Source organism: Solimonas variicoloris DSM 15731 (assembly GCF_000382285.1).
GTDB classification, from domain to species: domain Bacteria; phylum Pseudomonadota; class Gammaproteobacteria; order Nevskiales; family Nevskiaceae; genus Solimonas; species Solimonas variicoloris.
In genome coordinates this window covers 39,778-62,319 of the sequence record NZ_KB907942.1, presented here as the reverse complement: position 1 = coordinate 62,319, position 22,542 = coordinate 39,778, and the positions used below count along the sequence as shown (strand labels likewise).

General features: G+C 70.7%; 26 protein-coding genes. 17 read left to right on the top strand and 9 right to left on the bottom strand.

The features are described 5' to 3' along the window. Position 1 precedes the first annotated feature (1 nt). Positions 2-325 carry a hypothetical protein gene (locus tag H149_RS0116095; RefSeq protein WP_039749250.1) on the bottom strand — a complete coding sequence of 108 codons (324 nt, stop codon included), beginning with the start codon at positions 323-325 and terminating at the stop codon, positions 2-4. A gap of 331 nt (positions 326-656) precedes the next feature. Between H149_RS0116095 and H149_RS0116090 the strand changes: the two genes are divergently transcribed. Continuing rightward, positions 657-2,360, top strand: coding sequence for a proline--tRNA ligase (locus tag H149_RS0116090; protein WP_020650799.1), 1,704 nt, complete (start codon positions 657-659; stop codon positions 2,358-2,360). A gap of 48 nt (positions 2,361-2,408) precedes the next feature. Then, the gene (locus tag H149_RS0116085; RefSeq protein WP_020650798.1) at positions 2,409-2,954 is read left to right on the top strand and encodes a lytic transglycosylase domain-containing protein; all 546 of its coding nucleotides are present in this window, start codon (positions 2,409-2,411) and stop codon (positions 2,952-2,954) included. Between the two features lie 184 nt (positions 2,955-3,138). Here the strand turns inward: H149_RS0116085 and H149_RS0116080 are convergent, their stop codons facing one another. Both H149_RS0116080 and H149_RS0116075 read right to left on the bottom strand, forming a co-directional pair. Continuing rightward, positions 3,139-3,753 (bottom strand): methyltransferase family protein, encoded by a 615-nt coding sequence (locus H149_RS0116080; RefSeq protein ID WP_020650797.1) that lies wholly within the window; start codon positions 3,751-3,753, stop codon positions 3,139-3,141. 114 nt (positions 3,754-3,867) lie between these two features. Continuing rightward, the gene (locus tag H149_RS0116075; protein ID WP_020650796.1) at positions 3,868-4,332 is read right to left on the bottom strand and encodes a nuclear transport factor 2 family protein; all 465 of its coding nucleotides are present in this window, start codon (positions 4,330-4,332) and stop codon (positions 3,868-3,870) included. An 81-nt stretch (positions 4,333-4,413) separates the two neighbouring features. On the opposite strand from H149_RS0116075, the gene wrbA reads away from it, so the two are divergent. Continuing rightward, complete coding sequence (gene wrbA, locus H149_RS0116070; RefSeq protein ID WP_020650795.1) at positions 4,414-5,007, top strand: NAD(P)H:quinone oxidoreductase; 594 nt, start codon at positions 4,414-4,416, stop codon at positions 5,005-5,007. Next, positions 5,004-5,360, top strand: coding sequence for a DUF2069 domain-containing protein (locus H149_RS0116065; protein ID WP_020650794.1), 357 nt, complete (start codon positions 5,004-5,006; stop codon positions 5,358-5,360). The genes wrbA and H149_RS0116065 overlap by 4 nt, the downstream gene beginning before the upstream one ends. On the opposite strand, the gene hda is transcribed toward H149_RS0116065, so the two are convergent. The 3 genes from hda to H149_RS0116050 are packed head-to-tail and all read right to left on the bottom strand — an operon-like array spanning position 5,357 to position 7,826. After that, positions 5,357-6,088, bottom strand: a complete 732-nt coding sequence (gene hda, locus H149_RS21375) for a DnaA regulatory inactivator Hda (RefSeq protein ID WP_051101883.1) — start codon at positions 6,086-6,088, stop codon at positions 5,357-5,359. The genes H149_RS0116065 and hda overlap by 4 nt on opposite strands. Beyond that, positions 6,085-7,200, bottom strand: a complete 1,116-nt coding sequence (locus H149_RS0116055; protein WP_020650792.1) for an AI-2E family transporter — start codon at positions 7,198-7,200, stop codon at positions 6,085-6,087. The genes hda and H149_RS0116055 overlap by 4 nt, the downstream gene beginning before the upstream one ends. Further along, positions 7,200-7,826 carry a DUF8605 domain-containing protein gene (locus tag H149_RS0116050; protein WP_020650791.1) on the bottom strand — a complete coding sequence of 209 codons (627 nt, stop codon included), beginning with the start codon at positions 7,824-7,826 and terminating at the stop codon, positions 7,200-7,202. The genes H149_RS0116055 and H149_RS0116050 overlap by 1 nt, the downstream gene beginning before the upstream one ends. A gap of 171 nt (positions 7,827-7,997) precedes the next feature. On the opposite strand from H149_RS0116050, the gene purM reads away from it, so the two are divergent. The 3 genes from purM (at position 7,998) to H149_RS0116035 (ending at position 10,591) form a co-directional block, all read left to right on the top strand. After that, a complete protein-coding gene (gene purM / locus H149_RS0116045; protein ID WP_020650790.1) occupies positions 7,998-9,029 on the top strand; it encodes a phosphoribosylformylglycinamidine cyclo-ligase in 1,032 nt (343 codons plus the stop codon). A gap of 150 nt (positions 9,030-9,179) precedes the next feature. Then, the gene (gene purN, locus H149_RS0116040) at positions 9,180-9,842 is read left to right on the top strand and encodes a phosphoribosylglycinamide formyltransferase (RefSeq protein ID WP_020650789.1); all 663 of its coding nucleotides are present in this window, start codon (positions 9,180-9,182) and stop codon (positions 9,840-9,842) included. Further along, positions 9,839-10,591: a DUF3108 domain-containing protein gene (locus H149_RS0116035; protein WP_020650788.1), complete on the top strand. Its 753-nt coding sequence runs from the start codon at positions 9,839-9,841 to the stop codon at positions 10,589-10,591. Before purN ends, H149_RS0116035 begins: the two co-directional genes overlap by 4 nt. Before the next feature lie 38 nt (positions 10,592-10,629). Here H149_RS0116035 and H149_RS0116030 read toward each other — a convergent pair whose 3' ends face one another. Beyond that, positions 10,630-12,009, bottom strand: a complete 1,380-nt coding sequence (locus tag H149_RS0116030; protein WP_083931057.1) for an MBL fold metallo-hydrolase — start codon at positions 12,007-12,009, stop codon at positions 10,630-10,632. Positions 12,010-12,095: 86 nt separating this feature from the next. On the opposite strand from H149_RS0116030, the gene H149_RS0116025 reads away from it, so the two are divergent. The 4 genes from H149_RS0116025 to H149_RS0116010 all read left to right on the top strand — a co-directional run bounded on the left by H149_RS0116025 (position 12,096) and on the right by H149_RS0116010 (position 16,452). Continuing rightward, entirely contained in the window at positions 12,096-12,845 is a 750-nt protein-coding gene (locus tag H149_RS0116025) for an alpha/beta hydrolase-fold protein (protein ID WP_039749243.1), read from the top strand. Continuing rightward, the gene (locus H149_RS0116020) at positions 12,842-14,647 is read left to right on the top strand and encodes an ABC transporter transmembrane domain-containing protein (protein WP_020650785.1); all 1,806 of its coding nucleotides are present in this window, start codon (positions 12,842-12,844) and stop codon (positions 14,645-14,647) included. Before H149_RS0116025 ends, H149_RS0116020 begins: the two co-directional genes overlap by 4 nt. Before the next feature lie 135 nt (positions 14,648-14,782). Next, positions 14,783-15,910, top strand: coding sequence for a transaldolase (gene tal, locus H149_RS0116015; protein WP_020650784.1), 1,128 nt, complete (start codon positions 14,783-14,785; stop codon positions 15,908-15,910). 206 nt (positions 15,911-16,116) lie between these two features. Next, positions 16,117-16,452 carry a BON domain-containing protein gene (locus tag H149_RS0116010; RefSeq protein WP_020650783.1) on the top strand — a complete coding sequence of 112 codons (336 nt, stop codon included), beginning with the start codon at positions 16,117-16,119 and terminating at the stop codon, positions 16,450-16,452. A gap of 76 nt (positions 16,453-16,528) precedes the next feature. Here the strand turns inward: H149_RS0116010 and H149_RS0116005 are convergent, their stop codons facing one another. Together H149_RS0116005 and H149_RS0116000 are read right to left on the bottom strand one after the other, a co-directional pair. Beyond that, positions 16,529-16,915: an RNA-binding S4 domain-containing protein gene (locus H149_RS0116005; protein WP_020650782.1), complete on the bottom strand. Its 387-nt coding sequence runs from the start codon at positions 16,913-16,915 to the stop codon at positions 16,529-16,531. A 25-nt stretch (positions 16,916-16,940) separates the two neighbouring features. Continuing rightward, positions 16,941-17,627, bottom strand: a complete 687-nt coding sequence (locus tag H149_RS0116000; RefSeq protein ID WP_020650781.1) for a phosphoadenylyl-sulfate reductase — start codon at positions 17,625-17,627, stop codon at positions 16,941-16,943. A gap of 259 nt (positions 17,628-17,886) precedes the next feature. Here H149_RS0116000 and H149_RS21370 point away from each other — a divergent pair, with 259 nt between their 5' ends. From H149_RS21370 to H149_RS0115965, 6 genes are all read left to right on the top strand, one after another. Continuing rightward, on the top strand, positions 17,887-18,405 hold the full coding sequence (locus tag H149_RS21370) for a TlpA family protein disulfide reductase (RefSeq protein WP_169518367.1): 519 nt from the start codon (positions 17,887-17,889) through the stop codon (positions 18,403-18,405). 24 nt (positions 18,406-18,429) lie between these two features. After that, positions 18,430-18,816 carry a group II truncated hemoglobin gene (locus H149_RS0115985; protein ID WP_020650778.1) on the top strand — a complete coding sequence of 129 codons (387 nt, stop codon included), beginning with the start codon at positions 18,430-18,432 and terminating at the stop codon, positions 18,814-18,816. Between the two features lie 100 nt (positions 18,817-18,916). Then, entirely contained in the window at positions 18,917-19,525 is a 609-nt protein-coding gene (locus H149_RS0115980; protein WP_020650777.1) for a paraquat-inducible protein A, read from the top strand. Next, entirely contained in the window at positions 19,522-20,199 is a 678-nt protein-coding gene (locus H149_RS0115975; protein ID WP_020650776.1) for a paraquat-inducible protein A, read from the top strand. The genes H149_RS0115980 and H149_RS0115975 overlap by 4 nt, the downstream gene beginning before the upstream one ends. 22 nt (positions 20,200-20,221) lie before the next feature. Beyond that, positions 20,222-21,877: a PqiB family protein gene (locus H149_RS0115970; RefSeq protein WP_020650775.1), complete on the top strand. Its 1,656-nt coding sequence runs from the start codon at positions 20,222-20,224 to the stop codon at positions 21,875-21,877. Beyond that, positions 21,877-22,515 carry a PqiC family protein gene (locus H149_RS0115965; protein ID WP_020650774.1) on the top strand — a complete coding sequence of 213 codons (639 nt, stop codon included), beginning with the start codon at positions 21,877-21,879 and terminating at the stop codon, positions 22,513-22,515. The genes H149_RS0115970 and H149_RS0115965 overlap by 1 nt, the downstream gene beginning before the upstream one ends. The last annotated feature ends 27 nt before the right edge of the window (positions 22,516-22,542 follow it).

The following is a 22,542-nucleotide window of genomic DNA, read 5'->3' as shown; positions in this document are numbered from 1 at the left end:
CTTACTTCTTCTTCGCCTTCTTGGCCGCCTTCTTCACGGCCTTCTTGGCGGCCTTCTTGGCAACCTTCTTGGCGGCCGGCTTCTTCGCCGCAGCCTTCTTGGCGACCTTCTTCGTCGCCTTCTTCGCCACCTTCTTGGCCGGCTTCTTGGCGACCTTCTTGGCGGCCGGCTTCTTCGCCGCAGCCTTCTTCGCCGCCTTCTTCACGGCCTTCACAGCCTTCTTGATCGCCTTCTTCGCCTTCTTGACGACCTTCTTCGCCGGCTTCGCCGGTTCGGCCATGGTCGGAGCGGCTTTCGCCGGTCCCGGCGTGCTTTCGGTACCCATCGATGAACTCCCTCGAGTTGTGCAACTGTGGTCTTCAGAACGTCCTGTTTGAGTGCATGCCGACCGCTCCGATTTCGCCGCCGATACCGCACAACGTCGAGTCCGCGCGTTCGCAACACCACACAGCGAGCGAAAGCTATCGTATCGTCGCGACGTAAGCAAAGTCCTCGTACGCAGCGCAGCGCGTGTCGCGACACGAAGGTGATGTGATCGGCGACGTCGACGGCAGCGTGCGGCAGTCGTGCCGACACGGCCGTACGTTCGGCGGCGTGGCACCGCGCGACGCGCTCGCAGGTACAATCCGCGCCTTCCGTACACGAACGATTCCGCCATGCGCCTTTCGCAATTTCCGCTGTCCACGACCAAAGAGACGCCCGCCGACGCGCAGGTCATCAGCCATCAGCTGATGCTGCGCGCGGGCTATATCCGCCAGCTCGGCAGCGGCCTGTACACCTGGCTGCCGATCGGTCTGCGCACGCTGACCCGGATCGCGGCGATCGTGCGCGAGGAGATGAATCGCGCCGGTGCGCTCGAACTGCTGATGCCGTCGGTGCAGCCGGCCGAGCTGTGGCAGGAGTCGGGGCGCTGGGAGCAGATGGGCGCCGAGATGCTGCGCTTCAAGGATCGCCACCAGAACGATTTCTGCCTCGGCCCCACGCACGAGGAAGTGATCTGTTACCACTTCCGTCAGGACTTCCGCAGCTATCGCCAGCTGCCGGTCAACTTCTATCAGATCCAGACCAAGTTCCGTGACGAGCGCCGGCCGCGCTTCGGCGTGATGCGTTCGCGCGAATTCCTGATGAAGGACGCGTATTCGTTCCACATGACGGCGGAAGACCTGCATCGCGAATACCTGAACATGCGCGAGGCCTACGTCCGCATCTTCACGCGCCTCGGTGCCGAGTTCCGTCCGGTGAAGGCGGACTCCGGCAACATCGGCGGCGCGCTGTCGGAGGAATTCCACATCCTCGCCGGCTCGGGCGAGGACCTGCTCGCGGTCGCGCAGGGCGGCACTTATGCGGCCAACGTCGAGGCGGCGGAAACCCGGCCGAGCGGCACGCCGCGCGCGGCGGCGACGAAGAGTGTCGAGAAGGTCGCGACGCCGGGCCAGAAGACCTGCGAGCAGGTTTCGAAGTTCATGAACGTGCCGCTGACCGGCAAGGTCAAGCTGCTGGTGGTCAAGGGCGCCGACGGCGGTCTGGTCGGCATCGCGCTGCGTGGCGATCACCAGCTCAACGAGATCAAGGCCGCCAAACATCCGAAGGTGGCGAGCCCGCTGACGATGGCGGCGCCGGAAGATGTGCTGAAGGTGTTCGGCTGCGAGGTCGGCTATCTCGGTCCGGTGAACTGTCCGATTCCGGTGGTCGCCGACTACGCCGCCGCGGAAGTCGCGGACTTCGTCTGCGGTGCCAACGAGAACGATCACCACCTGTCGGGCGTGAACTGGGGCCGAGACTGCGCCGAGCCGGAGACCGCCGACCTGCGCATGATCGCCGAGGGCGATCCGAGCCCGGACGGCGTCGGCACGATCAAGTTCTACCGCGGCATCGAGGGCGGCCACATCTTCCAGCTCGGCACCAAGTACACGAAGGCGATGAACGTCAGCGTGCTCGATGCCGAGGGCAAGGCGGTGACGCCGGAGATGGGCTGCTACGGCATCGGCGTGACGCGCCTCGTCGCCGCGGTGATCGAACAGAACCACGACGCCAACGGCATCATCTGGCCGGATGCGATCGCGCCGTTCCGCGTCATCATCTGCCCGATCGGCAGCGACAAGTCGGCGGCGGTCAAGGACGCGGCGGAGACGCTCTACAAGGATCTGCTCGCCGCCGGCATCGACGTCGCGCTCGACGATCGCGGCAACCGCCCGGGCTCGATGTTCGCCGACGCCGAGCTGATCGGCATTCCGCACCGCATCGTCATCGGCGACAAGGGCCTGGCCAACGCGCAGTTCGAGTACAAGCAGCGCCGCGCCGAGAAGGCCGAGATGATCGCGGCGACGAGCGCGGCCGTGCTCGAGCGCCTGTCGGCCTGAGCCGCGCGCGTGAAGGGAAGCGCGGCCACGGCGGCGCGGGCGGCGGCAGTGCTGGCGGCGACGCTGGCGCTGCCGGCGCATGCCGGCCCGACCGGCGAGCCGGAGCCGGAGCTGCGTGCGCTGCTGGCGAAGAACATCGGCGCCGCCGACAGCTTCGAGCATCGCTTCGACGCCGAGGTCTGGCTGCTCGACATGTCGGGTCGCCTGCAGCGCTTCATGCCGGACGCCGCGCAGCGCCTCGAGCTGCTGCGCCTCGTGCACAGCGAGTCGCGCCGCGCCAAGCTGGCGCCGGAGCTGGTGCTGGCGGTGATCGAGGTCGAGAGCGGTTTCAACCGCTACGCCGTGTCGAGCGCCGGCGCCCAGGGCCTGATGCAGATCATGCCGTTCTGGCTCAAGGAAATCGGCAAGCCGGACGACAATCTGTTCCATGCGCGCACCAATCTGCGCATGGGCTGCACGATCCTCAAGTTCTATCTCGACAAGGAACGCGGCAATCTGGTCGGCGCGCTCGGCCGCTACAACGGCAGCTACGGCAAACCGGACTATCCGATGCTGGTCGTCAACGCGCTGAATCGGCGCTGGTACCGCAGCTGACGGCGCCGCCGTCAGCAGTCCGGAAGCGACCCGATGCGGTCGTGCAGGGCCCTGGTCCGTGCGCCGGCGCCGTGGCGCACTTCCCGCACGGTCCACAGATCCCGCTGCAGGTGGTGCGCCGCGCCACGCGCGGCATCGGCGGGGCGCAAGGACGCGGTCGCGTGCGAACCGCGCCGAGGAATTTTCAGAAGGCGTGCCAGTAGGCCGGCAGCCAGCCGCTGTCGTGCAGCGTCTGGATCAGCTGCACGATCGCCGCTGCCCACGCGAACCACAGCGCATCGGACAGGTGGCGGCGGAACTGCTGCGGATGCACGGTGTAGCGGTCCGGCTCGCTGAGCTGGCCGAACTTCGGCCAGAAGCGCGGCACGTGGGCGACGTAATCCGTCCAGGCCTGGCCGTGCAGGCCGGCGAGGCGCTTCTCCTCGGCCAGGATCACGCCCGGATAGGTCGCCGCGAACAGCAGTGCGATCGTCACCGTGACGAGCAGGCTCTCGCTGGTCAGACCGACGCCGACGGCGCCGAGGCTGCTGAAGAAATACAGCGGATTGCGCGAGATCGAGTACGGCCCGGTGGTCAGCAGCGTGTTGTTCTTGTAGCCGACGATGTAGAGGTTGCACCACAGGCGGCCGACGGTGGCGATGCCGATCAGCACCAGGCCCAGGCTCGTCAGCAGGTCGCCGACCATCAGCCCTTCCTGCGCCCAGTAGCTGCCATTGAACAGGATGACGACCGCGAGCGCAGCGACGAGGGCCCGCGACAGCGGAATGCGCAGGCGGGAGGCAAGGGCGAGGGAGGCCATGGACGTGACGGGCGGAAACGGACGTCCGCACTGCAGCACAGGTTTTGTCAATGCGCGGTCAATGGCAGATGAACAAACGATGATGGCCCGCGCTCGTCGGCCGGGCGTCGCCGTTCAGCGCCGCCGCCAGGCGGCGAGGCGCTGCGCGGCCTGGGCCTGCACCTTGCGTTGCAGCCAGGCGCTGCCGCCGAACAGGCGGCCGCCGAGGCCCAGCGCCTGCGTGGCCCAGGCGTGGAAGTCGAAACGATCCTGGTGACGCACGATCAGGCCGTCGCGGAACGTGAATTCGGCGTCGATGCGGTTCAGCACCGGCCGCCCGCTCGCCGAGAAGGTGTAGCGCGCGTCCCAGTGTGCGCGGCCGTGCTGGTCGTCGGCCTCGACGCCGCTGAACTCCAGGCGCAGGTCCTTGCCGCCGGCCAGCAGCATCGCCCACATCGCGCGCACGCCGCCGGCGTCGAGATCGGGGAACACCGGATCGGAGAAACGCGCCTGCTCGTGGTAGCAGGCGGCCATCGCCGCCGCGTCGCGCTGCTGGAAGGCGCGGTAGAAGGTTTCGATCGTCTGCGCATTCGGGTGCATCGTCGTCTCCGGTGGCGGTGCGCGCAGCGGTGCGCCGCCGCGGGCTTCTAGAATAGCGGGCCTACGCCGACGGAAAGGTTCATGACCGAAGTTCTCGTGCTTTATTACTCGCGCCACGGCTCGGTGGCGAAGATGGCGCGGCTGGTCGCGCGCGGCGTCGAGTCGGTGCCCGGCGCCGCGGCGCGCCTGCGTACGGTGCCGCCGGTGACCGCCGACCACGCGCAGCGCGGTCCGGCGGTGCCCGACGACGGTCCGCCGTACGCCGAGCCGCGCGATCTGGTCGAGTGCGCGGGCCTCGTGCTCGGTAGCCCGACGCGCTTCGGCAACATGGCGGCGCCGATGAAACACTTCCTCGACGGCACCTCGGCGCAATGGCTGTCCGGGGCGCTCGCCGGCAAGCCGGCCGCCGTCTTCACGTCGACCAGCTCGCTGCACGGCGGTCAGGAAGCGACGCTGCTGACGATGATGCTGCCGCTGCTGCATCACGGCATGCTGCTGGTCGGCCTGCCGTACACCGAGGCGGCGCTGTCGACGACGGCCGCCGGCGGCACCCCGTACGGCGCCAGCCATCACGCCGGCGTCGGCCACGATCCGCGCCCGCTGACGCGCGACGAGGAAACGCTGTGCCTGGCGCTCGGCCGCCGCGTCGCCGAAATCGCGGTGAAGCTCGCATGAGCGCGCTGCCGCGCCCGCCGAGCGTCTATCCGCGCGCGCTGGCGCTGGCCGCGCATCTGGCGCTGATCGTGCTGCTGATGGCGCTGCTGCGTTCGCCGCTGGCGCTCGCCGCGGCGCTGCTGCTGTTCCTGCCGCTGCCGGGCATGTTGCGCGGCCGGCGCTACACGCACGCCTGGGCCAGCATGCTGCTGGTCGGCTATTGCGCGCTGCTGCTCGCCAACGGCTACGCGCAGCCGCAGGCGCGCGCGCTGATGTTCGGACTGGCCGCGCTGGCGGCCGCCGATTTCGTCGGACTGGTGCTGTACGTGCGGATCAGCGCGCGCGAGGCGCGCGGCGCCGCCGCGGCTGCTTAGGCGCCGCTGTCGTCGCCGCGCTGGGCGTCTGCCGTGTCGTCGCCGGCGCGGCGCTCGGCGCTTGGCCGGCCAAGCACGGCCTGCACGAACGGCAGCGTCAGCCGCCGTTTCTCGCTGAGCGAGGCGCGATCGAGGCGCTCGAGCGCTTCGACCAGCGCGCCACTGCTGCGGCCCTGCGTCTGCAGCAGCCAGCGCGCGACTTCCGCCGGCAGCGCCAGACCGCGTGCCTGCGCGCGGTCGCGCAGCAGCTCGGCGCGCTCGGCGTCGCTCAGCGGCAGCAGGCCGAGCACGACGCAGGCGGCGAGCCGCGTGCGCAGGTCGGGCAGGGCCAGCGCCAGGTGTTCCGGCGGCGCCAGCGCCGAGAACACGAACGGCAGGGCAGCGGCGCGCCGGCGATCGATCAGGCGCAGCAGCGCCAGCGCCCAGTCGCGGTCGCCGCCGACCGCGTCGAGATCGTCGAGGCACAGCAGCGGGCTGGCATCGAAGCCGTCGAGCGCCTCGGGGCCGTAGGCGCGGATCTCGGTCAGCGGCAGATAGGCGCCGCCCTGCTCGCGGCACAGCGCCTGCAGCAGGTGCGTGCGGCCCGAACCGGCCGGACCGTAGAGCAGCGTCGGGTGGCGCAGGGCGCGCAGCGCGGCGACCGTCTCGGCGTTGCCGCCGGCCCAATAGCTCGAAAAGCTCGCCGTGTCGCGCAACTGCACGGCGAGCGGCAACTGGCGGCCTCTCATGCCGGCGGCTGGCGCTCGTCGGCGGCCTGCGCTTCGGTCGGCGCGCCGTGCCGGTACAGCGGGCTCAGCAGCCACTGCGCCTTGGCGTGGCGTAGCGCCACGGCGATGACCGCCGACGCCGGCAGCGCGATGAGCACGCCGATGAAGCCGAACAGCTGGCCGCCGGCCATCACCGCGAAGATCACGGCGACCGGATGCATGCCGATCTTGTCGCCGACCAGGATCGGCGTCAGTACCGCGCTTTCGAGCACCTGGCCGAGGCCGAACACCAGGCAGACCCAGACCAGCGGCAGCCATTCGTGCGACTGCACCAGCATCGCGATCAGCGCTGCGCCGAAGCCGACCGCGAAGCCGAGATAGGGCACGAAGCTGAGCAGGCCGGCGATCACGCCGATGATCAGGCCGAGCTTCAGGCCGATCAGCGTCAGGCCGGCCGAGTAAATCGTCGCCAGCGCCGCCATCACCAGTAGCTGGCCGCGGATGAACGAACCGAGCACCTCGTCGGCCTCGCGCGCGAAGCCGCTCGCCTGCGGCAGCAGGCGCGGCGGGATCAGCGTGCCGATCCAGGCGACCAGGCGATCCCAGTCGCGCATCAGATAGAAGCTGACGATCGGGATCATCAGCAGGTTCGCGGCCATCGTCACGAACGCCTTGCCGGACTCGGAGACGCGGAGCCACAGCGATTTGACGATGTCGCCGGCTTCCGACCAGTGCTCGCTGACGATCTGCTGCAGGCCGTCGGCGTCGAGCCGCGTGCCGATGTCGATGCCGAGCTTCGGCAGGCCGGTGTCGAGAATCCAGTTGATCCAGCTCGGGATGTTGTGGATCAGCGCGACGCTTTGCGCATACAGCATCGGCGCCAGCAGCACGAGCAGCAGCAGCAGCGCGAACGCGAAGGCCGTGAAGACGATGCTGACCGAGGCGGCGCGCGACAGGCCGAGCCGTTCGAGACGGTCGGCGACCGGATCGCCGAGGTAGGCGATACCGGCGCCGATCACGAACGGCGCCAGGATCGGCGTCAGGACCCACAGCAGCGCCAGCGCCGCCAGCGCGCCGGCATACCACGGCCAGTGCCGGCGCAGCGAGGCATCCATGTCGTCGAGGCCGTCCATCAGTGCGCCAGCTGCAGCGCGAGGCCGTCGGCGGGCGCGCCGGGCTCGACGCGCAGCGCGCGCTGGCCGGCGAGCGTCGCGGCGAGACGCGCGGCGCCGCCGTCGGCGCGTACCGCGAGCTGCAGGCGATCGGCGTCGGTGCCGCGCACGGCGACGCTGCGCACGCCGGACGTGGCGCGCAGCGTCGCCAGCGCGCGCGCGTAGTCGGCCGCCGAGCGCACGCCGCCGACACTGACGGCAATGTCCTCGGCCGGCGCCGCGCTGTAGCCCCAGACCGGCAGGCCGAGCGCGCGCAGCTGGCCGTCGACCGCGTTCTGGTCGAAGCGTGCGACCAGCTGCAGACCGGCGCCGGCGTCCGGCACGTAGGCGTAGCGCTGCACGAACTGGCCGGCGCGCGCCAGCAGCGGCGCCGCGGCGCCGCCGGCCGCGCCGGGGCCGCTGACGCGGTCGACGACTTCGGCGAGGGCGCCGCGCAGGCCCTGGTCGCGGCTGGCGGCGCTCTGGTCGGCGACCGTCGCGCGGCCCTCGTACGGATCAGCCACCGGCCCAGTCTGCGCGGCCACGGGCGCGGCCAGCGCGGCGGCGAGCACGAAGGTGGGCAGCAGCAGGCGGGCGAGTCGGGTCATCGGCGGGTCGGATCGTCGGGCGAAAGGGCGCGGGGCCGGCGAAATGATACAGGGCGGCGGCGGGGTGGATCGCCGGCACGCCTGCGGAGCGCCGGGGCGTCCCGCTAAAATAGCCGGATCGCGCCGGCTCCGGGCCGGCGCATTCCCATTCAGGCACACAAGGCAAAGCGAATGAAGAAGAGCAGCGGGCTGAGCTACCGCGATGCGGGCGTCGACATCGACGCCGGCGACGCGCTGGTCGACGACATCAAGAAGATCGTCAAGTCGACGCGGCGGCCTGAGGTGCTGGCAGGCGTCGGCGGCTTCGGCGCGCTGGTCGGCCTGCCGAAGAAGTACAAGAAGCCGGTACTGGTGTCCGGCACCGACGGCGTCGGCACCAAGCTGCGCCTCGGCATCGACACCGGCCGCGTGCAGGGCCTCGGCCAGGATCTGGTCGCGATGTGCGTCAACGACGTGCTGGTGTCCGGCGCCGAGCCGCTGTTCTTCCTCGATTACTACGCGACCGGCAAGCTCGACCAGAAGAACGCCGCGCAGGTCATCAAGGGCATCGCCCAGGGCTGCAAGCTGGCCGGCTGCGCGCTGGTCGGCGGCGAGACCGCCGAGATGCCGGGCATGTACCACGGCAGCGACTTCGACCTCGCCGGCTTCTGCGTCGCCGTCGCCGAGCAGAGCAAGATCATCGACGGCAGCAAGATCAAGGTCGGCGACGTGCTGATCGGCCTGCCGTCGTCGGGCCCGCATTCGAACGGCTACTCGCTGGTGCGCAAGATCCTCGAGCGCGCCAAGGCCGATCTCGATGCGCCGTTCGGCAAAGGCACGCTGGCCGACGCGCTGCTCGCGCCGACCCACATCTACGTCAAGCCGGTGCTCAAGCTGCTCGAACAGGGCATCAAGGTGCGCGGCATGTCGCACATCACCGGCGGCGGCATCGTCGGCAATCTGCCGCGCTGCTTCGCCAAGGGCATCGCCGCCGTCGTCGACACCGAGTCCTGGCAGCGCCCGGCGATCTTCGACTGGCTGCAGGCGCAGGGCGGCGTCGAGCAGGACGAGATGTGGCGCGTGTTCAACTGCGGCGTCGGTTTCATCCTCGTGGTGCCGCGCCTGGAGGCCGACGCGGCGCTCAAGTCGCTGAAGAAGTCGGGCGCCAAGCCGTTCCTGATGGGCGAGATCGTCAAGGGCAAGCAGGACGTCCGCTTTGCCTGAGGCGTCGCTGAAGCTGCTGCGCCGGGCCGCGCGCGCCACGGCGCCGTCCGCGATGGCCGCGCACGGCCATGGCCGTGTCGGCTTGGCCGTTCTGCGCGCGCACCGACGGCCTTCGCGCGCGACGTGGCGCCGGCCCTGCGGGGCGTGCGCATGACGGCGCGCATCGCCGTCCTCATCTCCGGCGAGGGCCGCAACCTGCAGGCGCTGATCGATGCCTGCGCCGCCGGCCGCATCGATGGTCGCATCGTCGTCGTGCTCAGCAATCGTGCCGATGCCGGTGGCATCGCCCGCGCGCTGCGCGCCGGCATCGCCGTCGAGCTGCTGTCGCATCGCGACTACGCCAGCCGCGAGGCTTACGACACGGCGCTGGTCTCGCGCCTGGCCGCCTACCGGCCGGACATCGTCGTGCTCGCCGGCTTCATGCGCATCCTCACGCCGTTGTTCATCGGCGCCTACGCCGGTCGCATGCTGAACATCCACCCCTCGCTGCTGCCGCGCCATCCGGGGCTGCACACGCACGAAGCCGCGCTCGCCGCCGGCGACGCCGAGCACGGCGCCACGGTGCACTTCGTGACCGACGAGCTCGACGGCGGGCCGCGCGTCATTCAGGGGCAGTTCAAGGTGCGGGCGGACGATACGCCGCAGACGCTGGCGGCCCGGGTGATGGCGGAGATCGAGCTCAAGATCTATCCGCAGGCGGTCGCCTGGATGGCGCGCGGCGAACTGGCGCTGACGTCGCGTGGCGTCGAGCTGCGGGGGCGCATACTGGCGGCTCCAGTCGGGATGGACGCGGTCGAGGAGGCCTTTCGATGAAGATCCGGGCGGGCGGCGGTCTGCGGCACCTGATGGCCTTGCTGCTGCTGGCGGCGGCGGGCGGTACGGCGGCGCAGGCTCCGGCGCCAGCGGCGGTGGACGCCGGTTTCTGGGCGGCGCGCGCCGACCGCTACAGCGTCGAGTGGGGCGACATCTCGCTCGGCGAGGGCACCATTGCGCTCAAGCCGCGCGGTGACGGCTGCTTCGACTACAGCTCGACGACCGATCCGATCGCGCTGGTGCGCTGGACCTACGGCTCGCCGCGCGAGAGCAGCGCGTTCTGCATCGTCGACGGCGTCGTGCAGCCGCGCCATTTCGAGTACCGCAACGACAAGCGCAGCGGCGACAATTTCACGCTCGACTTCGATCCCGCCAGCGAGCGCGCCAAGATGATCCGCGGCGGCAACATCGTCGAGATCAAGGCGCCGACGCCGGCTTACGACCGCTTCTCGATCCGCGAGGCGGTGCGCCTGTGGGCGGCCGGCAACGCCGAGCGCATCGGCGCCGAGAAAGAGTTCTCGTTCATCGACGAGGACAAGCTGCGCCTCTATCGCTTCCAGATCCAGGGGCGCGAGACGGTGCAGACGCCGGCCGGGCGCTTCGAGACGATTCGCGTCGCGCGCGTCGACAACCCGAAGAAGTCGTACCGCTACTGGCTGGCGCCGTCGCGCCACTTCGTGCCGGTGAAGATCGAGCACATCAACAAGGGCAAGGTCGAGCTGCGCATGGCGCTGCTCGGCCCGAAGTGAGCGCCGGCGCGGCGCGCCGCCATGGGTGTTAGCCGGCCCTAGGCCGTCGCACCGTCAAGCACCCCTTCGATGCGCAGCTTGTCGAGGTGGCTTTCGATGTTCAGCCGCGCCAGGCCGAGCAGGCGCGGATCGAGATCGGCGTAGATCAGCCTGAGCATCGATTCGAGATCGTGGCCCTCGCGCCACAGGCTCAGCACCTGCTGTTCGCGCAGGCGGCGGTGCTTGAGCGTTTCCTCGAGGCGGTAGACCGAACCGAGCGCGATGCCGTGCGAGGGCATGATCACGCGCGGGGCGTGCGCGATCATCCGCTCCAGCGTCGCGTAGTACTTGCGCATGTCGCCCTCGGGCTTGGCGATCACGACCGTGCCGATGCCCTGGATCAGATCGCCGACGATGCACCAGGCGCGGTTCTCCGGCATCAGCGCCAGCTGGCCTTCGTCGTGCCCCGGCACCTCGTGCACGCGCACCGGCCGGTCGAGCCAGCGGCACAGCGTGTCGCCCTCGCGGTAGTGGTGGATCGCCAGATCGTGGAAGTAGTCGTGGCCCTTCTTGTCGAGCAGCCGCCGGTGCGTGTCCTCCGACATGCCGATCGGCACGCCGAAGCGGCGCGCCAGTTCCGGCGCCTGCTGGTGATGGTCCGGATGGTGGTGCGTCAGGAATACCTCGTGGATGCCGAAGCGCGGCACCAGGCTGCAGAGCTTCTCGAACTCATCGGCGTCGGCCGGCGAAGGGTCGACCAGCACGCGGTGCGACTGCGCGTCGCCGAGCAGGAAGCAGTTGGTGTGCTGGGCCGGCGGCAGGGTGTGCGAGCGCACCAGGATGTTGCGCACGCCGTAGACGTGCTCGATCACCGGCAGCTCGTAGTCGACGCGCGTGCGGAAATCGAGCCCCGGCACCTCGGGCGCCTGCGGGTTGGCCGCCAGCGCCTCGACCACCGCCAGCGTCGGCGGCGCCAGCAGCAGCTCGCCGGCGCGGAAGCGCGCCAGCCACTCGCGCGGATGCGCCCATTCGGCGCTGGCGATCTCGCGCGTGTCGACCGTCAGCGGCGGCCGCTGCGGCAGGTCGACGAGATAGAAATAGGTGTTGAAGCGCACCGGCATCGTCGGCGGCGTCAGCGCGACGCCGAGTGCGCGGATCTGCAGCGCCGCGAACGGCGTCAGATCGAGCGCCAGTTCCTCGACGAGCTCGCGCAGCAGACCGCGCAGCAGGCGCGGCTCGTGGCCCGCGCAGCAGTCCGGCAGCGGCGCGCCGTCGGCGTCCTCGGCGTCGATCTTGCCGCCCGGGAAGGCGTGGAAGCCCGGAAAGGACTTGAGGAACGGCTGGCGTTGCACCATCAGCAGTTCGTCACCGCAGGTGACGACGGCGGTGACGGCATCGACGATCTTCATCTCGGCGCTCGGGCGGGGGACGTCCGCCATTATCGCGCCCGGCGCCGGGCCGGCCAAACCCGCGCTTTGACGCGCCCGCGCGCGCGGGCGACGATGCGACGCGTATGGAGAAGCCGATGAAACGAAGGCTGGCGCGGGGCCTGCGCGTTGCGCTGTCGGTGCTGCCGCTGCTCGGCCTGGCCGCCTGTCTGCCGGGCCGGCCGGCGGCGGTGATGCCGACGCAGCAGGTGCCGGCGCGGGCGCCGGCGCAGATGCTGGTCGTGGTGCTGCCGGGGCGCGGCGACGATCTGGCCGGACTGCGCGCGTCCGGCATCGTCGAGGCGATCCAGGGCGGCCGGCCGGACGCCGACGTGCTGCTCGCCGGCGCGACGCTGCCGTACTACTTCGAAGGTCGTCTGATCGAGCGTCTGCACGCGCTCATCGAGCCGGCCCGCAGCCGCTACCGCGAGGTCTGGATGGTCGGCGCGTCGCTGGGCGGTCTCGGCGCGCTGCTTTACGAGCGTGAGCATCCGGGCCAGCTCGACGGCCTGCTGCTGCTCGCGCCGTACATGGGCGGTGGCGCGCTCATCGAGGACGTGCAGGCGGCGGGCGGGCCGGCGGCGTGGCAGCCGGGCCCGCGGCCGGCGCAGCTCGATGCCGACAACCCGCCGCGCGAGGCCTGGCGCGTCGTCCACGACTGGGCCCGGCAGCCGCAGGACGCGCGTCGCGTCTGGCTGGTCTGCGGCCGCGACGACGGCTTCGTGACGGCGGCGCGAATGATCGCGCCGCTGCTGCCCGAGGGCCATTACCGCGAGCGCGACGGCGGCCACCGCTGGAGCGTCTGGAGCGCAGCCGCGGCCGGCATCTTCGCGGAGAGCGGCGCATGAGCGCGGCGGACGCCGATCCCGCGAGCGGCGTGGCGACCGCGCTGGAGGACGCCGCAGCGTCGGCGTCGCGGCGCCGGCTCGGCGCGCTGCGCGGGCTGCTGCCGTTTCTGCGCCCGTACCGCCGGCGCCTGTTCGCCGCCTTCGCGCTGCTCTGCGTCAGTTCGGCGACCTTCCTCGTCGTGCCGCTCGCGTTCCGCGGCCTGATCGACCACGGCTTCGTCGGCGGCGGGGCGATCGGCGGACACTTCCTCGGCCTGTTCGGCATCGCCGTGCTGTGGGCGCTGGCGACCGCCGGGCGCTTCTACCAGGTCAGCTGGATTGGCGAGCGCGTCACCGCCGACCTGCGCAGCGCCGTCTACCGGCGCATGCTCGAGCAGTCGCCGCAGTATTTCGAGACGACGCAGACCGGCGAGGTGCTGTCGCGCCTGACCGGCGACACCACGCTGGTGCAGACGGTGGTCGGTTCCTCGTTGTCGATGGGCCTGCGCAGCGCCTTCCAGTTCGCCGGCGGCCTGGTGATGCTGGCGCTGACCAGCGCCAAGCTGTTCGCGATCACGCTGGTGCTGCTCGCCGCCGTCATCGTGCCGCTGATCTGGGCCGGACGCCGCGTGCGCAAGCTGTCGCGCGAATCGCAGGACCGCATCGCCGACAGCTCGGCGGTCGCCGGCGAGGTGCTCAACGCGATCCCGACCGTGCAGGCCTACACCAACGAGCCGTACGAGCGGCAGCGCTTCGACGCCGCCGTCGAGCGCAGCTTCGCGTCGGCGATCCGCCGCACGCGCATGCGCGCGCTGCTGACCGGCGGCATCATCGCCGGCGTGTTCGGCTCGATCGTCTTCGTGCTGTGGCTCGGCGCGCAGGCGGTAATGTCCGGGCAGATGACGGCCGGCGCGCTGGCTTCGTTCGTGATGTACGCGGCGATCACCGCCGGCGGCGTCGGCGTGCTCGCCGAGGTCTGGGGCGACGTGATGCGCGCCGCCGGCGCGACCGAGCGCCTGATGGAGCTGCTGTCGGCGCGCCCGACGATCGCCGCGCCGCCGCAGCCGCAGCCACTGCCGGCGACGCAGCGCGCGCACGTCCGCTTCGAGCATGTCGGCTTCCGCTATCCGTCGCGGCCACAGACGCCGGCGCTGGCCGACTTCGACCTCGACGTACGCGAAGGCGAGACGGTCGCGCTGGTCGGCCCGAGCGGCGCCGGCAAGACCACCGCGTTCCAGCTGCTGCAGCGCTTCTACGATGTCGGCGAGGGCGGCATCCGCTTCAACGGCGTCGACCTGCGCGAGCTCGACCCGCGCGTGCTGCGCGCGCAGATCGGCGTGGTGCCGCAGGAGGCGGTGGTGTTCTCGGCCAACGCGCTCGAGAACATCCGCTACGGCCGCCCCGGCGCCAGCGACGAGGACGTGATCGCCGCGGCGCGCACCGCGCTTGCCGACGAGTTCATCGCCCGCCTGCCCGAGGGCTACAAGACCTTCGTCGGCGAGCGCGGCGTGCGCCTGTCCGGCGGCCAGCGCCAGCGCCTCGCCATCGCCCGCGCGATCCTCAAGAACCCGCCGCTGCTGCTGCTCGACGAGGCGACCAGCGCGCTCGACGCCGAGAGCGAGGCGCTGGTGCAGCGCGGCCTCGAGGCGGCGATGCAGGGGCGCACGACGCTGGTGATCGCGCATCGCCTGGCGACGGTGCAGCGCGCCGATCGCATCGTCGTGCTCGAACACGGCCGCATCGTCGAGACCGGCACGCCGGCCGAGCTCGCGCGCAGCGGCGGCCTCTACGCCCGGCTCGCGAGCCTGCAGCTGGTCGCGTGAAGCCTGGCGCCGCTTGCGGCGAGTCCCGCCGCTCGACAACTGCGCAGCGCAGCGCTGCGCTGCTGCCCGTCTGTGAAATCTGTGTAATCTGTGCCTGATCTAATTTTTCCACTCACGATTACCGCCACCAGGACCATGAATCGCCTCCAGGCCGTCCACGCGCTGGGCCAGTCGCTCTGGCTCGACTACATCCGCCGCGATCTGCTCAGCGGCGGCGGCTTGCGGCGCATGATCGAGGACGACGCGATCAGCGGCCTGACCTCGAACCCGGCGATCTTCGAGAAGGCGATCGGCGGCAGCAGCGAGTACGACGAGGCGCTGCGCGCGCTGGTGCGGGCCGGCGTCGACGATCCGGCCGAGCTGTTCGAGCACATCGCGATCGAGGACATCCGCCTCGCCGCCGACGAGCTGCGCAAGGTCTACGACCGCACGCGCGCCGCCGACGGCTATGTGAGTCTCGAAGTCTCGCCGCGGCTGGCGCACGACACCGACGGCACCGTCGCCCAGGCGCGGCGCCTGTGGCAGGCGGTCGGCCGCGCCAACCTGATGATCAAGGTGCCCGGCACGCCGGCCGGCGTCGACGCGCTGCGCACGCTGATCGGCGAGGGCATCAACGTCAACGTCACGCTGCTGTTCTCGCGCGAGGCTTACCGCGACGTGGCGCTGGCCTACATCGACGGCCTCGAACAATGGACGCAGCGCGGCGGCGACGCCGCCAGCGTCGCCAGCGTCGCCAGCTTCTTCGTCAGCCGCATCGACGCGGCGATGGACGCCGAGCTGCTGCGGCGCATCGCCGACGGCGCCGTGCACACCGAGCGTTTGCAGACGCTGGTCGGCAAGGTCGCCATCGCCAATGCCCGGCTCGCCTATCAGGACTACAAGTCGCTCTACGGTGAGCCGCGCTGGCAGCAGCTCGCCCAGCAGCATCGCGCGCGTCCGCAGCGCTTGCTGTGGGCGAGCACCGGCACCAAGAACCCGGCGTACCGCGACACGCTCTACGTCGAGGAGCTGATCGGCGTCGACACCGTCAACACCGTGCCGCCGGCGACGCTCGATGCCTTCCGTGATCACGGCGAGGCGCGCTCGCGGCTCGAGTACGCGCTCGGCGAGGCGCGCGAGGTGTTCGACACGATCGGCGCGCTGCAGCTGCCGTTCACCGAGATCATCGAACGCCTGGTCGTCGACGGCGTACAGCTGTTCGTCGATGCCGACGACAAGCTGCTCGCCGCGGTGGCGAAGAAACGCGACGCGATGCGCGGCTGAAACGGCGGCGCGGTTTCGGACCGGCCCCGCCTCATGCGGGGCTTTTTTGTTGCGGCCGGCGACGTCGACGCGCCTGAGCGAGCGATGAACGGCGCGGCTTCAGGGTTCAGGGCGAGTTCACGGCCGGCGCGGAGGATGGAGGGCGTCCGGAATGATCCGGATCAGCGAGAGGGCGCCCGGCGCGCCCCGCCATGAAAGGAGACGTCATGAAGATGAAACCCCTGTTCGTCGCCGCGATGATCACGCTCGGTTCCGCGCCGCTGATGGCCCAGGCTCAGTCCGGCACCGCGCCGGCGCAGAAGAACGAAGCGTCCCAATACGTGTCCGACTCGGCGCTCACTGCCAAGGTGAAGACGGCGCTGCTCGCCGAGAAGGGCCTGAAGTCCACCGACATCAGCGTCGAGACCGAGAACGGCATGGTGCAGCTGTCGGGCTTCGTGACCTCGTCGGCGCAGATCGACCAGGCCGTCGATGTGGCGCGTCACGTCAAGGGCGTGAAGGACGTCAAGAACGACCTGCGCCTGAAGACCGCGATCGAGTGAGGTCGTCGCTATCGAGAGGGGCCCCGTCGCCGCGCGGCGGGGCCTTTTGCGTCGCCGCCCGCCTCTGTTCGGCCGATCAATCGACGCCGAGGCTGCGCTTGAAGCGCTCGAGCATGCGCCGGCCCTTCTTGCTCGGCCGTTCGCTGCTGACGGCCTGACCCGCCAGCTGGCGGGCGGTGCGCGCCTGCTCGCGGCGCGTCAGGCTTTCCGGCAACTCGTGATAGAGGCGCTGCGCCTCGGCCGCACCGCCGCGCTGCACCGACAGGCCGTCGACGACGATCTCGAATTCCTCGCCGGCGCGGCGCACTGTCAGCGGCATGCCGATGCGCACGTCCTTGGCGACCTTGCAGCGCTCGCCGGCGCAGCGCACGTGGCCGGCTTCGATTGCTTCCTTGGCCAGCGTGCGCGTGCGGAAGAAGCGCGCGGCCCACAGCCACTGGTCGAGACGGACGGATTCGCTCATCGGCGAGATCGTACCGCGGCCGCTTTCAGCGGTGCAGCCCGCACTCGGTCTTCGGCTTGCCGACCCAGCGGCCGCTGCGGCCTTCGCCCGGCACCGTGCAGTGGATGCAGCCGATCGACTGGTAGCCGCGCGCGACCAGCGGGTGAAACGGCAGCGCGTGCTCGCGGATGTAGGCGTCGCGCGTTTCGTGCGTGACGTCGATCATCGGATTGAACTTCACGATGCCGTTGCGGACTTCGAAGATGTCGAGCTGGGCGCGGTGCTCGGTGTCGGCGCGCATCAGGCTCGACACCCAGATCCGGTAGTTCGGCTTGATCGCGTCGAGCGGCTCGACCTTGTTGATCGCGCAGCAGAAGTCGGGATCGCGCTCGTAGGTCTTGTCGTCGCTCGTGAACTGGTGCTTCCAGTCCTCGGCGCGCACGCTGAACACGTTCAGCTTGAACAGCTCGATCAGGTAGTCGCGGTAGGCCAGCGTTTCCGGGAAGTGGTAGCCGGTATCGATGAAGGCGAACTTCTGGCGCGGCTCGATCGTCGAGATCAGGTGCAGGAAGTAGGCCGAGGTCGCCGCGAACGAGGAGGTGACCAGCACCCGGTCGACGTCGAATTCGCGGTACAGCTGGCGGATGCGCTGCTCGAAATCGAGCGGAGCATAGCGGGCGTTGAGCGCGGCGATGTCGTCCGGGCTGAGCGCCGCACCCTCGGGGCTCGGCATGACGGCTGGGGCGATCGACACGTGGGACTTCCTGCGGTTCGGCGATGAGGAGCTGCCGGCACGATGCAGCGCGCGCCAGCGGTTCCCCGGGGCGCCGATTTTAAGGGAAAGGGTCGGGGCCGGCACCGCGCTCGCACGGAAGGTTATAAGCAAATAACCAAATCGCAGCCGCCGGCGCTTCCGCTAAGCTTGGCCGATGATCGGATGCCCGCGCCCGCCCTTGTTCCGCCGCCCGGCGCGGGCGGTTGCGGCGCTCCTGATGACGGCGGCGCTGCTCGCCGGTCCGGCGGCGGCGGCGCCGGCGGTTGGCGAGCTGCCGCCCGACGCGCTCGGCGACGATCGCGACGGGCAGGCGGTGCGCGCCAGCGACTTTCGCGGCCGCATTCTCATCACCACCTTCTGGGCGTCGTGGTGCGGGCCGTGCCTGCGCGAGCTGACGCTGCTCGAGCGCCTGCAGCAGGTGGTCGGCCGCGAGCGCCTGGCCGTGGTCGGCGTCAACTGGAAGGAAGACCGCGCCCGTTACCAGGAGATCCTGCGCCGCCTCGCCGGCCTGCAGCTGACGCTGACCCACGATCCGCGCGGCCGCATCGGCGCGCGCTACGGCGTCGAGGCGATCCCGCGCCTGTTCCTCGTCGACGCCGACGGCCGCGTCGCTTACACGCATACCGGCTACGACCCGGAGACCTCGCTGCCGCGCCTCGTCGACGAGATCAACCGCCTGCTGCCGCGCCTGCCGTCCGCAGGGCCGGCGCCGGCCGGCGCGTCGCCGGCATCGTGAGCGGCGTGCGATGATGGGCGCACGATGATCACCAGCTTTTACGAACGCCTCGGCAGCGACGAGGCGACCATCCGCCGTCTCGTCGACGCCTTCTACGACCGCATGGACCGCGACCCGGCCTATGCCGAGCTGCGCGCCCTGCATCCGCCGAGCCTCGACGGTTCGCGCGACAAGCTGTACTGGTTCCTCTGCGGCTGGACCGGCGGCGAACCGCATTACGTGGCGCGCTTCGGACACCCGCGGCTGCGCGCGCGGCATCTGCAGGTGGCGATCGCCAGCCGCGAGCGCGACCAGTGGCTGGCCTGCATGGCCGACGCGCTGCGCGACAGCGGCATCGAGCCGGTCCTGGCCCGCGAGCTGCACGAGGCGCTGGTGCCGGTCGCCGACTGGATGCGCAACCGCGAGGGTTGAGCACGGCAGGCGGCTTCGGCGACGGTGCCAAACGCGCGGCCAGGCTCTAGACTGCCAGCGTCCGCAGGGAAAGCCGGGCGGGGACTCCCGCCGTCACGCGATGCACGCCAGCCCATACGTCGTCTGTGAACATTGCGATGCCGTCTACACGCGCCGGCCACTGCGCCGCAGCGAGCGTGCGCTGTGCCTGCGCTGCGGCGCCGAGCTGTACCGCGATCAGCTCGCCGACCTGCAAACGATGCTGGCGCTGACCGTCACCAGCCTGATCGTCTTCGTCATCGCCAACGTCTATCCGATCGTCACGCTCCAGCTGCAGGGCGTGTCGAGCGGCACCACGCTGTGGGGCGCGATCCGCGCCACCTGGGACACCGGCGTCGGCCCGGTCGCGGTGCTCGCGGCGCTGACGGTGTTCTTCTTTCCGCTCGCGCAGATCGTGATGTTCGGCTACGTGCTCGGCGCGCTGCTGCGCCGGCGCGTGCCGCGCGGCTTCGTCGATCTCATGCATGCGCTGCGCCTGATGCGGCCGTGGAGCATGGTCGAGGTGTTCATGCTCGGCACCCTGGTGTCGGTCGTGAAGATCGCCGGCATGGCCTCGGTCAAGCCGGAGGTCGGCATCTTCGCGTTCGCGGTCCTGACCATCCTGCTGACGGTCATCAACTCCTTCGACCTGCGCCTGCTGTGGGATGCGCGCGAGGCGCTCGACGCATGAGCGCCCGGGCCGACGCGTTCGACCGGCGCCAGGCGCGCGACGCCGCGCCGGCCGTGGCCGAGCCGCCGAGCGCGCGCGCGCTCGGCCTGCTGCCCTGCGACGCCTGCGGCTTCGTCTGCCGCGAGGCACCCGGCCTGGACGGCGCGAGCTGTCCGCGCTGCGAGGCGCCGCTGCACGCGCGCAAGCCGGACAGCCTGCGCCGCACCTGGGCGTTCCTGATCGCCGCGATGCTGCTGTACGTGCCGGCCAACGCGCTGCCGATCATGCAGACCGCGACGCTCGTCTACAACGAGAACGACACCATCCTCGGCGGCGTGCGCGTGCTGTGGCTGTCGGGCTCCTGGGATCTGGCGCTGATCGTGTTCATCGCCAGCATCTGCGTGCCGCTGCTGAAGATGGTGGCGCTGGTCGTGCTGCTGCTCAGCGCGCAGCGGCATTCGCGCTGGCGCCGCCGCGAGCGCGCGCGCCTGTACCGGCTCCTCGAATTCGTCGGCCAGTGGTCGATGCTCGACGTCTTCGTCGTCGCGCTGCTGGTGGCGCTGGTCAATTTCCAGTCGATCGCCGAGGTGCGCGCCGGACCCGGCGCGATCGCGTTCGGCGCGGTCGTCGTGCTGACGATGCTGGCCTCGATGAGCTTCGATCCGCGCCTGATCTGGGACGAGCCGGAACGATGAACCCGCCTGTGAAGAGCGCACCATGAACGAGAACGAAACCGTGCCCGACGTGGCGGCGCTGCCGAAGCCGGACGTGCGGCGCGGACAACGCTGGAGCCTGTCGCTGATCTGGCTGGTGCCGGCGGTGGCGGCGCTCGCCGGCGTGATCCTGGTGCTCCGCGCCTGGCTCGCCTCGGGCCCGCTGATCACGATCCGTTTCGACACTGCCGAAGGGCTCGAAGCGGGCAAGACCGAGGTGCGCTACAAGGACGTGGTGGTCGGCCAGGTGCGCCGCATCCAGCTCAGCGAGGACCGCCAGAGCGTGCTGGTCAAGGTCGAGCTGACCAACGACGCCTCCAACATCGCCGTGCAGGACTCGAAGTTCTGGGTGGTGCGGCCGCGCGTCGGTCTCGGCGGCGTGTCGGGCCTGACCACGCTGCTGTCCGGCGCGTACATCGGCGTCGACCTCGGCGCCTCGCACGAGGAACGCAAGGAGTTTGATGGCCTCGAAGTGCCGCCGGCGGTGACCAACGACCAGCAGGGCCGGCGCTACTACCTGGAGGCCAGCGACCTCGGCTCGCTCGACATCGGCTCGCCGCTGTATTTCCGCCGTACCCAGGTCGGCCGCGTGGTCGGCCACCAGCTGCGCGCCGACGGCCGCGGCGTGACGCTGGAAATCTTCGTCGACGCGCCGTTCGACCGCTTCGTGACCCTCAACACGCGCTTCTGGAACGCCAGCGGCGTCGACGTCACCGTCAACGCGTCCGGCTTCAAGCTCGACACCGAATCGCTGGCGGCGGTGGTCGCCGGCGGCATCGCCTTCGAGGTGCCGCCGCTCGAGGACGCCGGCCGCGTGGTCGACGAGAACGCGCGCTTCACGCTGTTCGACGACCGCAGCACGGCGCTGGCGCCGGCCGACGGGCTGGCGATGGACGTGCGCATGTACTTCAACCAGTCGATGCGCGGTCTGTCGGTCGGCGCGCCGATCGACTTCCGCGGCGTCGTGCTCGGCAACGTCACCGCCGCCGCGCTCGATTACGACCGCGACGCGCGCAAGCTCTACGCGGTGGTCGACGCGCGCATCTACCCGGAACGCCTCGGCCGCATGTTCCAGCGCCAGATCCATCAGTCCGGCGACGAGGCGCGCGCCGGCCGCGAATTCTTCACGCGCATGATCGGCTACGGCCTGCGCGCGCAGCTGCGACCCGGCAATCTGCTGACCGGCCAGCTCTATGTCTCGCTCGACTTCGAGCGCAAGGCGGCGCCGGTCAAGGTCGATGCCCAGGCCAGCCCGTTCGAGCTGCCGACCGTGACCGGCGGGCTCGAGGAGATCCAGCAGCAGATCGCCAGCATCGTCAACAAGCTCGACGAGATTCCGTTCGGCGAGATCGGCCACAATCTCAACAGCACGCTGCAGAGCGCCGACAGTCTGCTCCGGCAGCTCGACGGCAAGCTGGCGCCGGAAGCCACCGGCCTGCTGCGCGACGCGCGCCAGGCGGTCGACGCCGCCAACCAGAACTTCATCGCCGGCGAGTCGCCGCTGCAGCGCAATGCGCAGGCCACGCTCGACTCGGTCGAGCGCATGGCTCGCTCGATGCGCGAGCTCGCCGACTATCTGAAGCGGCATCCGCAGTCGATGGTGTTCGGCGCGCCGGAAGCCGCCGAGCCGCGCGAGAACGGACAGCAGGAGGGCAAGTGATGCGCAGCGCACAGCAGCGGAATCTGCGGGGACTCGGCGCGTTCGCGCTCGCCACGCTTGCGGTGACGGCCTGCGGCGGCGAGGCGCCGACGCGTTTCTACACGCTGGTGCGGCCGACGCCGCTGGCGCCGCTCGCCGCCGGCCAGGCGGCATTCGCGATCGACGTGCAGCCGGTGCGGGTGCCGGCGCAGGTCAATCAGCCGGAGCTGGTCGTGCGCCAGGGCAACGGCGAGGTCGCGCTGGTCGAGACGCGGCGCTGGATCGCGCCGCTGCCCGACGAGGTGCGCGGCGCGCTGGTCGCCGAGCTCGGCGCCGCGCTCGGGGCGCAGGACGTCTCGCGGGTCGCGCCGCCGCCGGGCGCGCCGGTCTATCGCGTGCTCGTCGACGTGCAGCGTCTCGACGCCCGGCTCGCCACCAGCGTGCGCCTCGACGCGGTCTGGACCGTGCTCGACGTCAGCGCCCCCGGCACGCTGAAGGCGCGCTGGACCTGCTCGACACAGGTGACGGCGCCGGTCGGCGCCGGCTACGACGCGCTGGTCAACGGCGCCCAGGCCGGCCTGGCCCGGCTCGCCGCCGACATCGCCGGCGTGGTCGAGGCCGCGCAGCGCGATCGCGCCGCGGTGCGCTGCCCGGGCTGAGCCGGCGCGTCGCGCGGCGTCGGCCGA